This is a genomic window from Avibacterium endocarditidis (assembly GCF_002921145.1).
GTDB classification, from domain to species: domain Bacteria; phylum Pseudomonadota; class Gammaproteobacteria; order Enterobacterales; family Pasteurellaceae; genus Avibacterium; species Avibacterium endocarditidis.
The window spans coordinates 1-12,200 of the sequence record NZ_PQVI01000113.1; the positions used below are offsets into that span (position 1 = coordinate 1).

Here is a 12,200-nt window from a genome sequence, read left to right on the forward strand (position 1 = left end):
TTTTTGTTATCTCTATTTTAGAACGAATATTCAATTTTTGCCCAATAAGTGCGAGGCATTCCCACCAAAGCAAAACTGCGGTCATACTTTCCGCGTTGTACTTGCCAATAATATTTATTGAACAGATTTTCTACCCCAACACGCAGAATAAGATCTTGGTTTTGGCGAATTTGGAAACGATATTTCGCGCCAAGATCCACGGTGGTATAAGACGGAAATTCGTAGGTTTTTGCGTAGTTTTGGTAGGATTTTCCGTAATATTGCACCGCACTACTTAATAACAGATTTGGTGCGAAACTGGGTTCCCATTCTACGGCTGCTTTGGCAATAATGCGTGGGCTTGCTACTTGAGTGCCATTGATGATTTCTCCTGCATAGCTTGAAAAATCAATGAGATCGCCTTTATTGTAAGTGATGCCGAAACTTGGACGTAAACGGCTTTCAAGCAAGTTAGCATAAAGGTTAAATTCAATTCCACGATTGCGTTCTTTACCTTGTTCTTCCCCTGAAGTGCGGTGATATTTTGTGGCAGATTTTGCACTGATGATACCGGGGCGTGTGATTTGGTAAAGGCTAAGGGTGGTGGTGAGAGCTTCACCCCTAATTTTTTCTTGCGCCCAGCTCAATTTGACGGCTTACACGTGGATCAGCCATTGTGCCATCTTCATCGACATAACCGGGTTCAAGATCTTCCAAATAATTTCCATAAAGGACAAAATTGGAATTTGGCACCCAAGCAAGGGTAAGCATTGGACTAAAGCGGTGCGCTTTGCCGTCTGTTTTAACGGATTTTTCTCCCGCTGTGGCGTTGGTTTGATAATTGGTTTGTTTGATCCATTGTAAGCGACCGCCTAAGGTTAAACGAATTTGCTCGTCAAATAACCCGAGCGTGTCGGCTAAGGCAAGACTGTAAGATTTTAATTTTTGATCCGTATTGCCTTGCACTAAAGGTTTGAAGTTATCCACTTGAGTAAAGTGAGGGGCGTAGAGATTACCACCAGAAAAAGCTTTAAGCACAGGGCTTTGATCGAAATCTCGTTCACGTAGTACCGCATCAAAAGCCACATTCCAATTATGGCTTAATGTGCCAGTAAAATGATGGCCTTGTAATTTTAGATTTCCGCTTGTGGTGCGAGTGATAAAATCCATTGCACGCATTTGGCTAATTTTATAATCACCGTTAGGTTGAATATTAGTAGCAAGAATTTGTCCGAAATTGCCGTAATAATTTGACGTCATATACCCAATGCCGCCAGATAAAGTCATCTCATAAGGTAAGTCATAAGAAGCGGTGAGCATAATGGTTTGATCGCGCGTGGTCTGTCCTGACCAAGCGGGGATTAAATTGATCTCGCCATTTGGGGCAGCAGGTAAGGCATAAGTGAGATTTTGAATATCCTGTACCCTTGCACGTCCGCCGTGTGTGGCACGTTTGGCATAGAGATAATCCAAGGCAACACGCAATTTTTCGCCACGATAATCAGCGGAAATGGCAAATTCTTTATTGCGTTCATCATAATGATCGCGAGCCGTATCTCCATCACGGTAAAGTCCATTAATGCGAATGCCCCATTCTTTATTTGCCCCAAAGCGGCGACCAAAATCAAAAGATTCTTGTAAACGGGAATCACTAAACCAAGCAAAACCAAGGCGATTAATGTTTTTATCGGTAGCTCGTTTGGTTTCAATATTGATTGAAGCACCTGATGACCCTTCGGGATCCATTCCTACCGTGGCAGTGGACGCGCCTTTAATCAGTTGGGCTGAGCTGACAGCCGCGATCGGGGAATTGTAAGTGGAATATAATCCCGCTAAGCCGTTCAAACTAAATTGACGGGCATCTAATTGTAAACCACGCACATAAACGCCTTGCAAGGTGTTAGTTTCACCACCAAAATTCATTACAGAAGCATCGGTTTTGGCGATTGCATCAACAATATTGCGTGGCTGGCTATCTGCTAGTGCCTGTTCATCATAATTCACTACGGTGATCGGTGAAGTAAAGGCAAGCTGTTCGCCTAAAAGACTTAAATTGACCTCTGATTTGAGCTTATTGGTGGCTTTGAATTTTTCTAATTCAGTAACCACATTGATTTCATCTAATGATTGACTCGTGCCAAAGCAGAAAAGAAATCCCAAAGAAAAGTGCGGTGTAAATTGCGCTAAATTTTACAGGAATGGAATATTGCATAAATTTCTCATTGATAATTTGTTGAACTTATAAATAAAAGGAAAGATCCTTTCCTTTTATTTGCCTATAAAAACAAGGGCGATTATAGAGTAACTACATCTCTTTAATTAATGAGAATTATTCTTATTTATAAATTGATAGCCATTCGTATTCCCTTATCCGCACTTTCATAGATCAACGCAATCAATTTCAGCACATCAGTGGCTTGTTGGGCAGTAACCTGCAATGGAGCTTGATCGCGGAGAGCAGCATAAATGTTGTCGTAATAGGCTTGGTAGTTGCCGCGTTCTGTTTCAATGGGGCTGCGGATAACAATGCCGTTGATTTCGGTGTGCAGTAGTCCCCAGTCTTTTTCAGGCTCAGCGTTCCAATCGCCTTGTGGTTTTATGCCTTTGAGCAATAGGGCTTCTTGGTTATCCATTGTGGCTTTAATGTAGCTCCCTTTCGTGCCTTGCAACATAATGTAAGGGGCAGGTTCGCGGGCGCATTTGGTGGAAGATAACACCACTTTTTTGTCTGCATAATAGAAAATAATTTCAAAGTTATCTTCTGATTTTGCGCCTGCACGTTGTGCTTTCATATCCGCATAAAGTGCGGTGGGAATCCCGAATAAATCCACGCAATGGTCGATCAAATGCACGCCTAAATCATAAACCAGCCCAGAGCCAAATTCGCCTGTTTCTTTCCACGCTTTGCTATTAGGTTTTTGGCTGAACCGTTCGTAACGCATTTCATAATGCACAATTTCGCCTAACATTTGATGTTCAAGCAGTTTTTTCACCGTTAAAGCACCATTATCCCAACGGCGATTTTGGTAAACGGAAAGCATCACATTATGCTGTTTGGCGAGTTTATCTAGCTCTTCTGCTTGCGCAGGGTAAACAGCAAGGGGCTTTTCTACGATGACATTTTTGCCTGCCAAAATGGCTTGTTTTGCCATTTCGTAATGGGTGAGATTAGGTGTGGTGATAATCACCAAGTCAATTTCTGGGCTGAGCAGTTGTTCAAACTGATGTACCACTTCAATATAAGGATAGGCCTGTTTCGCTTTTTCGCTGCTGCGTTCAAACACTTTACGCACTTGAAAACGCGGATCGAGATCTAAAAAAGGCATATGAAAGGTTTTAGCAGACATTCCAAAGCCTGCAATGGCGACATTAATGATTTTTTCCATTTGATTTTCCTATTGAATTGCTTTTAATTTTTGCAAAATTTCTTGCTCAGGTAGAGCCTGAATTTTGCGAATACGTTGGATAAGCAGCACGGCGGCGACCGTTAAACTCACCACAAACCCCACCCAAAATCCTGCCGCACCAATGCTTGGCATTAGCCAATCGGTGCGCGATAAAATATAGCCCAACGGCATTCCAATGCCCCAATAACAGAACATTGTGATGTATAAAATGGATTTGGTGTCTTTATAGCCACGCAATGCCCCTGCGGTGATCACCTGAATGGTATCGGAAAATTGGTATAAGGCAGAAATTAACAGCAAATGGCTGGCGATTAGGATCACTTGTTTATCGGTAACATAAATTTTCGGGATCTGTTGATTGAATAACACAATGATAGACGCGGTAATACAAGCTAAGGCTAATCCCACCGCAAGGGCAGAGTGAAACACCACTTTGGCTTGCTTTAATTGCCCTTCACCTAAACGTTGCCCCACTAAAATGGTGGTAGCCCATTCCTAAGGAAATGGGGAAGGTGAAAATAAATGAACTCGTTGTTAAAGCCACTTGATGGCTTGCTACCACATCTGTACCCAGTGGGGAGAGCAAAAGGGAAGAAAGGGCGAATAATGCCACTTCACAAAATAGCGCAATACCAATAGGGAAGCCTAAGCCTAGCACTTTTTTTAAGGTGGAAAAATCAGGTTTTTCAATGATTTTATCAAAAAGATGAATATCACGCTGGCTGCGCGCTTGACGTGAATAGCTAATCATCATTAAGCACATTGCCCAGTTTACAATTGCTGTGGCAATCCCACAGCCCACCGCACCAAAGGCTGGCACACCAAGTTTGCCGTAAATGAAAATATAATTAAGTGGAATATTAAGAAATAATCCCGCAAAGGTGATCAGCATTGTTGGCGCCGTTTTGGCGATGCCGTCATTTAAACAGCGGAAATTGATCATCAGCAAATAACCGGGTAAGCCCCACAGCATCGCGTGCAGATAATCAATGGTGATTTGCGCCAATCTTGGCTCCATCTTCATATGGCTGATGACATAATCGCTGTAATAAATAAACAAGCCAAGGGGAATGCAGCTTAACACCACCACCCACATACCTTGTCGCACATAATGGGCGATCCGCTGGCGTTGGCCTGAACCATTGAGATAAGAAATAATTGGAGGCAAGGCGAGTAATAAACCGTGTCCTAATAAAATCAACGGTAACCAAATGGACGCGCCCACCGAAATTGCCGCCATATCCGCAGCGCTGACGCGACCAGCCATAATGGTATCCACAAAACCCATTGAATTTTGTGCCATTTGCGCCAGTAAAATAGGGAAGGCGATCGTCACCAATTTGCCCATTTCTTGGCGATGATGTTGAATGAAACTAAATAACATAAAAATATCCGAATTTGTTATATACTATTGCAAGTTTTACCGAATTTACGGTGATGATTTTTAAGATAAGAGAGCTAATTATGTTTACAGGAATCGTGCTGGGCGTAGCCCAAATTCATTCTATTGATGAAAAACCGCATTTTAGAACACAGGTAGTGAAAATGCCACAGGAATTAACCGAAAATCTAGAAATTGGTGCGTCTGTGGCAAATAACGGTGTCTGCTTAACCGTAACCAAAATTGAAGGGGATCTCGTCAGCTTTGATTTAATGACGGAAACCCTACGCATTACCAATTTAGGCGAATTGTGCCAAGGGGATTGGGTGAACATTGAGCGAGCGATGAAAATGGGTGATGAAATCGGTGGACATATTTTGTCTGGCCACGTTTACACCACCGCTAAGGTTTCGCAGCGCATTGCTTCAGAAAATAACCTGCAAATTTGGTTCGAATTGCCTGATCCTGCCTTGATGAAATATATTCTCACTAAGGGATTTATCGCTATTGATGGCATCAGCCTGACTATTGGTGAAGTGAAAGACAACGAGTTTTGCGTAAATCTTATCCCAGAAACCATTCATCGCACCTTGATCGGTAAGCGTGAAGTGGGGGATTTAGTGAATATTGAAATCGATCCACAAACCCAAGCCATTGTGGATACGGTTGAACGCTATTTAGCCAGCCGTGGCGAATAATGGCATAAAATGAAAAACTAAAGTGCGGTCGAAAATCACGAAATTTTTCACCGCACTTTTTTAATCGCATTCTGTGTTACGATGTGGCAATATGCATTGAGTGGCGTACAGCAGCGATATGGGGGCAATATGCAAAATGATTTTTGGAGTTCTGCGCTTTTTTCCATAAGCGTAACTTTACCGACCTTATTGTTGTTAATACTCGGCATCGGACTGCGAAAACGCAAAATCATTGACGATAAATTCAGCCAGCAAGCCACCAGCGTGGTGTTCAAAATCACCTTGCCCGCCTTACTCTTTCTTAACGTGTTTAAAAATCCTATTGCCGAACTGAATGAACAACTGGTGATGATTTGGGCCTGCGTGCTAGGAACCTTATTGCTGTTCCTTTGTGCAGAAATTTTCGCCGCAAAATTTGTGCAAGAAAAGCGAGAACGTGGCACTTTTGTGCAAGGGGTTTATCGCGGAAATTGTAGTATTTTAGGGCTAGCATTCTGCCTCAATGCCTATGGCGATGCCGCATTAGTACCAGCCACCATTTATGCCGCCACCACGGCGATTATTTACAATGTGTTAGGCGTGATCACCTTAAGCCGCTCCCTTTCTGACGGCAAAGTGAATATTCCACGAATGATCTTAAATGTGGCAAAAAATCCCTTAATTATCAGCATAGTATTAGGCTTTTTAGCCAGTTATTTAAAATTGGCCATTCCTAAATTTATGCTCACCACAATCCAATATCTCGCCACAATGACTTTACCGCTTGCGTTGATCTGTGCTGGTGTCAGCATTGAATTAAAGGCCTTGTATAAAATTTCAGGCATTTCTTTATGGGCAAGCATAGGGCGAGTGATTGTTGCACCGATTTTTATGGTGTTACTGGGCAAATTATTTGGCTTTAGCGGCGTGAATTTAGGCGTGATTTTCTTAATGAATGCCACCCCAATGGCGGCCGCGGCTTATGCAATGGTGCGTGGAATGGGCGGCAACGCCAACACGGCGGCGAACATTATTGGCATTACCACTTTCGCATCAATGTTTATCTCTGCCTTAGGCTTAACCATTTTGCACCAAATGGGCTGGGTGTAAGCATAACGTTTAATAAAAACAAAAGGGCGAAAATCTTCGCCCTAAAATTTGTTAAAAAAACACCGCACTTTATGGGTTAAGCGAGATCTTCACCGCACAGCGTTCGCCTTGTTGGAGCGGTTGTGTAATTCTTGCAGTTTCCAAACAAACCATTGTTTTATAACCTGTTTCACTAATTCCACCAGTGGCTTTATGCCAAGGATTCCACAGCACCACATTGCTTGCATTATGATGTGCCACATTAATTGTACGCCCGTCCCCTTTATTGACAATGTGATGCGAAACAGGGGATTGTACCGTATAAATGCAATCAATATGCTGATCAATGAAACGTGGGGAAGGCACATTTTCTTGCTGCTGCGTTAATGCGTTGAAACATTCCGTTGGCAAGTTTTGTACTTCCACATTGGCCACATCGCTTAAATTAAAGTAGCTATGCAAAGCAAGTTGGGCAGGTTCTTGTCCATAATGCTGAAAAATAATTTCGCAATCTTGACTAAAGACCATCGTGGTTTTGGCTTCAATCAAATGATCTGAAGAAAATAAACAAAATTCCAACCGCACTTTGTTTTCTTCAATTTCATAATCACTGAGCTGCCATAAACTGATGCGCGCATAACCGTGCGCAGGGGATTTTGCCCCACCAAACCAAGGATAGCAAATTGGCACGCCACCACGAATGGCATTGCCTAAGGTGAAGGGTTCTATTTCACTCAGCCAAAGCACATCTTTCTGCGCGCCTTTCGGCTGCCAGCTAAATAAATGTGCTCCTTGAAGCGAGATCAAGGCTTTACCCACAGGGTGATCTAACGCGATCACGGGGATTTCATTATATTGCTGCAAACTTAATGCAGGGGTGAGTTGTTTGATGGTTGTTATTGTTGTCATTAAATTATTCTCCTTTAACAATGTGAATTATTCACTTCTTCGCGCAAAAATTTTCCGTGTTGGAGGAAAATGGTGCGGTGGGTGAGTTTGCCTAGTTCGGGGTTATGGGTAACCATCACGATAGTTCGCCCTTGTTGATTGAGTTCGGTGAGCAAATCTAGCACCAGTTTTCATTTTTTTCATCAAGATTTCCCGTAGGTTCATCAGCGAAGATGACGGGGGGCTGATTAACTAGGGCGCGGGCGATACAAACTCGTTGCTGTTCGCCACCCGAAAGCTGGCTTGGGCGGTGATCAAAACGGTGTGCTAACCCCACTTGCGCTAATACTGCTTTGGCAGCTTCTTCATCGACAACGCTGTGATAATGCTGCGCAAGCATCACATTTTCCAGCGCAGTCAAGTAAGGGATTAAATGGAATTGTTGGAATACCAAGCCAATTTTTTCTGCACGAAATCGTTGGCGGCCAATTTCATCGAGTTGCGCGGCGTCCACGCCATCTAAAATCACTTTGCCTTCGCTTGCCGTATCAAGCCCGGTGAGAATGTTCATCAATGTGGTTTTGCCTGAGCCTGATGCCCCCATTATGGCAACAAATTCCCCCTCAGCGATTTGGATATTAATGTCTTCAAGGGCGGTTACTTGCCCAAAGCGTTTATATAAATGTTGGGTTTCAATAACGTATTTTTCCATTTTATTCGCCTTTTAAAACGTTGGCAGTTTGAATTTCTAAAGCGCGGCGCGTTGGCACAATCACGGCAACAAAAGCCACGGTGAGCGAGAGCAGAATTGTGATTGGAATCACAGGCAAGCGCAAATCAATATAGGCTTTAAACACGGTGATACCGAGAATTTGTGCCAGTAAATACCCTAAGATTAGCCCCACGACAATAGCACAAAATGCGATAAGTAAAATTTCTGTGCCAATTTGCTTAATAATATCTTGCTGTTTTGCGCCTAAGGCTTTTTGCAGGGCAAATTCTTTCGCCCGTTCGCCCACAATGGCAATTAAGGTAGTGTTCACGCAAAGGGTGGCAAGAATCAAAATTACCACTGAAATCAAGCCCATTAAGCCTTTGATTTTATCCAAAATTTGCCCCTCAGAGGCGGATACTTTCAAGATCGGGCGAATGGCTAAATCAGGATATTGCTGTTGTAATTGTTGTGCAAATTGGCTCACTTGCCCTTGATCGTTTTTCACATTGAGAAGCGCATTGGTGATCAAGCCTGTTTTATCCAGCCACTGCTGGGCAAATTCAAGATTGACAATCAGCATATTGTCCGTGGCATCACCACTTTCTACAATAGCTTTAATGGTAAAGTGGTGCTTTTCTGTTCCTTTGTTCAAGGTGATTTTATCGCTAAGGTTCAGGTTTAACCGTTGGGCAAGGGATTTGCCGATCATCGCGTTGCGATCATCAAAATTCACGCCAATGGGGGATCCTGTGATTTGCCAATAAGGGGAAAGGGTTCGCATTGCATCAAACCACACGCCCATTATCACCACTTTTTCTAAATCTGCTCGAGCCACGCCATAAAGATAAGGGCTAGCTGCGGTGATTAAACCTTGTGGAGCTTGGCTAAGAATGTGGTTGAAATCCGTTTCATTCATCAAGCCACTGCTGTTTGAACCGATGTAAAAATTTGCCCCAAAGGTGCGCAGCTCTTGGCTCATTTTGGTGTTGATGTCGAAATACACCGCGGCCATTGCGGTAACAATACTTGCGCCAACGGTGAGTGCCGCGAAAATAATCATCACCCGTTGCAAACGCAAGCGTAACGCATTGATAATTAAACGCCAAAACATTGTGCGCGCGTTGATTGAATGAGCATTATTGGCGGCCATACAACACCTCCACAGGATAAAGCTGGGCAATGCGATGGGCGGGGAACCAAGTGCCGATTAAGGCAATGATCATTGATAGCACCAACACGCAAGGCACCACGATCCAAGCGAAATCTAAAGGCGAGCCGAATAGGGTAATGCCGATAAATTTGGCTAGTCCCCAACCGGCTACGCAACCAAGCGCACCACCGAGTAGGGCGCTGATAATGGCTTCGCAATAAAACAGTAAGACAATTTGCCATTGGTAAGCGCCAAGGGCTTTCATCAAGCCTATTTCTTTACTCCGTTCGATAATGGTGGTGGTCATCAACGAAGCAATTCCCATCGCCGCAGCGACTAATGCCGCCACGGTTACCACGGCGAGCAAGAGCTGGATTTTTTCAATTACCACCCCTTCAGAAGCCGCAACTTGCCAAATTGGGCGAACGACTGCGCCTGAAATGGCTTCTTCTAACTGATGAGAAATCGAAGACACATAAGCGGTACAATACCAGCGATCGTATTCTTCAGCAGCTAAGCCATCGGGGTTATCTCTGGCTTTGCGCGAAAGTTTATTTTCTGGCACGGTAAGCGCAGAAACCTTGATCGCCTGTACTTTGCCAGATAAATTTAACAAATTTTGCACCGCACTTAAGGGCAGCACGATCTGCTGTTCTTCCGCGCCACCGGTGCTTAAAATTCCTACAATATGAAGATCAAGCTGGCGTTGCGTTTCGCCCTCGTGATAATTCAGTTGAATTTGATCACCGATTTTCCACTGCGTGTGATTGGCTAATTGATTGCCTAAAAATGCGGGGATATTTTCGCCAATATTTTCCTGGCTATCGTCCACCCATTGCCCTTGCACTTTCCAATAAGGGCTAATAATGCGTTGCCCAGTGTGGTAGTCATCTTCATCAGGAATGGCAATTGGACGATCGAAAAAAGTGCCTAAAATACTGATGTTATGGGTATTATTTTGCGTCAGATTTTTGCCTTCCACTTCAGCACTGAGCAGTGGCGCAAAGCCCACAATATTATTACGCCAAAAAATATCTTTCACATTTGGCAGTTTCTTTTTGATCTAAAAAAATCTTGCGTAGAAAGGCTATTTCCGCCATTAATTTCACTTGATAGCACCGCCTGACTGGCTGGTTCGATCAAAATATTCGCCCCGTAAGATTTCAGCTCGCGAGCCATTTTGTCGCCAATATCAATGGACACCGCGAGCAGAGCAGAAACCAAGCCCGCCGCGAGAAAAATCGTCATAATGGCAAGTAATTTGCGTTTTAGCCCATAACGCCAAGATTGGAATAACATTCGAGTAAGCATTAGGGATTTTCCTCTTTCGCCACATAATTTTCAGGGTGATCGCGGAAAGCATTGAGATTTTGTTCGTTGGCAAAGAAATAGGTTTTGCCTGCATAATTATATTTATGCTCCGCTGTGGTATTTTTCAATGTTGTGCCGTCCACAGGATCATTCACGTCCAATTCCACGATGGTAGAAAAATAGTTCAGCCCGTCTTCAAGGCTTTTTTTGCTGATGATCACTTCGCTGTCCGTTTGCTGCCAATCTTCAATCGGCACGGGGTTACAGCCGCCCGGTTTGCCGATAGACGGAATAAACATTCGCACGCCACAGCCCACGCAAACTACTTGATCCCCTTCCATGACATAGCCTTGATCGCCGCATAAAATGCAAGCGTCAAATACCGCGGCTAGGCTGAGGTTTTTGCTTGAGCGGTTGATCAGGAAAAAACGTACCGCTTTGCCGTCACTGGCAATCCATACAAAACGGTGTAATTTGCCGTCTTTCACCTGCTCAATGGGAATATGAATGCGGTTTTGTTTATCGAGCGTAACAGGTTTTGCTTCAGAAAGTTGCGGTGGGCGAGAAGCGATTTGATCCCAATAAAGTTGCGCAGAAACAATGGTCAATAAGGCGATGCTTCCCCAGAAAAGCGTGCGTTGGCTGGTTTGTAATAGGGCTAATTTTTTCCGTTTTTCAATGGGGTGAAGCGTATTGTTTACCACAGTTTTGTTGACAGAATGGATTTTAAGCGCAAATAAAATCAGGCTTAATGCGGTAAGTGTGGCGATAAAATAATTGCTATAACTGATTAAATTGCTGGATTTTGCCACGAAACTTAAGCGCGCTTTGGTGAGATCAATCACTTGTAATTTCATCAAGCCAAGTAATACTTCACCGATTAATGGCAAGAGTATAAATAGAGTAGTGAGCGAAATCAGCAAAAAGGAAGTGCGGTGCATTTTTTCGCTGTTTTCGTTTGTTTTAATAAAAGATAAAGCCAAGATGCAAATAAAAAGCAAAAAATCAGGGCAAAAATCACCGTACTTAGGTGCAAGATAAAATCCGTGTTAATTACGTCCGTGTTGGTAATGGCGGAAATATTCGGATCGCGCGCCCATAGCACACCTGCGGCAAAACAAAGCACAAATTGGCAAAAATAAGCGAGCTTGTTTGAACGGATAAAATGGGCAAGATAAAACAGCGCAAAAATCGCCATTAAGAAAATACTTAGCCCCAGTTTCATCGATTGAGAAGCAGGCAACTGCAAATAACCCACCGCCCCGCAACCTAGCCCCAGCAGCGAAAGCCAAAGGATTCGTTTTAAATTAAGGTTGTCATATTTCAGCCAATTTACGCCTAATAACAAAGCAATCGGCAAGACAGATTGAAGGAAAAAAACGAAGTAGTAGTTCATAGTTTTTAATTTATATCATTCTGTGGTTTTCGGGCGGACACATAGGTCAGCCCCTACGGGTTATGGAGTTCAATTAATATCATTCTGTTTTTCGGGTGGACACATAGGTCAGCCCCTACGGGTTATGGAGTTCAATTAAATCATTCCGTTTTTCGGGTGGACGCATAGGTCCGCCCTACGGGTTATGGAATTCAATTAATATCATTC

The 12,200-nt window shown here is 43.4% G+C and carries 5 protein-coding genes and 5 pseudogenes; 2 read left to right on the forward strand and 8 right to left on the reverse strand.

Annotated elements, in window-relative coordinates:
- Positions 1-17: 17 nt before the first annotated feature.
- The 3 genes and pseudogenes from C3Z13_RS08625 to C3Z13_RS08635 form a co-directional block, all read right to left on the reverse strand.
- Positions 18-2,179 (reverse strand): annotated as a pseudogene (locus C3Z13_RS08625) (TonB-dependent receptor).
- Between the two features lie 139 nt (positions 2,180-2,318).
- Positions 2,319-3,365, reverse strand: coding sequence for a Gfo/Idh/MocA family oxidoreductase (locus C3Z13_RS08630; RefSeq protein WP_103855647.1), 1,047 nt, complete (start codon positions 3,363-3,365; stop codon positions 2,319-2,321).
- Between the two features lie 9 nt (positions 3,366-3,374).
- Positions 3,375-4,770 (reverse strand): annotated as a pseudogene (locus C3Z13_RS08635) (MATE family efflux transporter).
- Between the two features lie 80 nt (positions 4,771-4,850).
- Between C3Z13_RS08635 and C3Z13_RS08640 the strand changes: the two are divergent.
- Both C3Z13_RS08640 and C3Z13_RS08645 read left to right on the forward strand, forming a co-directional pair.
- The gene (locus C3Z13_RS08640) at positions 4,851-5,465 is read left to right on the forward strand and encodes a riboflavin synthase subunit alpha (RefSeq protein ID WP_103855648.1); all 615 of its coding nucleotides are present in this window, start codon (positions 4,851-4,853) and stop codon (positions 5,463-5,465) included.
- Between the two features lie 129 nt (positions 5,466-5,594).
- A complete protein-coding gene (locus C3Z13_RS08645) occupies positions 5,595-6,554 on the forward strand; it encodes an AEC family transporter (protein ID WP_103855650.1) in 960 nt (319 codons plus the stop codon).
- Positions 6,555-6,623: 69 nt separating this feature from the next.
- On the opposite strand, the gene C3Z13_RS08650 is transcribed toward C3Z13_RS08645, so the two are convergent.
- From C3Z13_RS08650 to C3Z13_RS08670, 5 genes and pseudogenes are all read right to left on the reverse strand, one after another.
- Complete coding sequence (locus C3Z13_RS08650) at positions 6,624-7,442, reverse strand: D-hexose-6-phosphate mutarotase (RefSeq protein ID WP_103855649.1); 819 nt, start codon at positions 7,440-7,442, stop codon at positions 6,624-6,626.
- Positions 7,443-7,456: 14 nt separating this feature from the next.
- Positions 7,457-8,133 (reverse strand): annotated as a pseudogene (locus tag C3Z13_RS08655) (ABC transporter ATP-binding protein).
- Between the two features lies 1 nt (position 8,134).
- The gene (locus C3Z13_RS08660) at positions 8,135-9,247 is read right to left on the reverse strand and encodes an ABC transporter permease (RefSeq protein WP_103855651.1); all 1,113 of its coding nucleotides are present in this window, start codon (positions 9,245-9,247) and stop codon (positions 8,135-8,137) included.
- A 25-nt stretch (positions 9,248-9,272) separates the two neighbouring features.
- Positions 9,273-10,597: pseudogene (locus tag C3Z13_RS08665) on the reverse strand (ABC transporter permease).
- Positions 10,597-11,993, reverse strand: a pseudogene (locus tag C3Z13_RS08670) (Fe-S-containing protein). Before C3Z13_RS08670 ends, C3Z13_RS08665 begins: the two co-directional pseudogenes overlap by 1 nt.
- Positions 11,994-12,200: the final 207 nt, after the last annotated feature.

What these genes read in the sequence shown, in the direction of transcription:
- C3Z13_RS08650 (WP_103855649.1), bottom strand. Translation starts at nt 7,442, where the DNA reads ATGACAACAATAACAACCATCAAACAACTCACCCCTGCATTAAGTTTG.
- C3Z13_RS08645 (WP_103855650.1), top strand. Translation starts at nt 5,595, where the DNA reads ATGCAAAATGATTTTTGGAGTTCTGCGCTTTTTTCCATAAGCGTAACT.
- C3Z13_RS08660 (WP_103855651.1), bottom strand. Translation starts at nt 9,247, where the DNA reads ATGTTTTGGCGTTTAATTATCAATGCGTTACGCTTGCGTTTGCAACGG.
- C3Z13_RS08640 (WP_103855648.1), top strand. Translation starts at nt 4,851, where the DNA reads ATGTTTACAGGAATCGTGCTGGGCGTAGCCCAAATTCATTCTATTGAT.
- C3Z13_RS08630 (WP_103855647.1), bottom strand. Translation starts at nt 3,365, where the DNA reads ATGGAAAAAATCATTAATGTCGCCATTGCAGGCTTTGGAATGTCTGCT.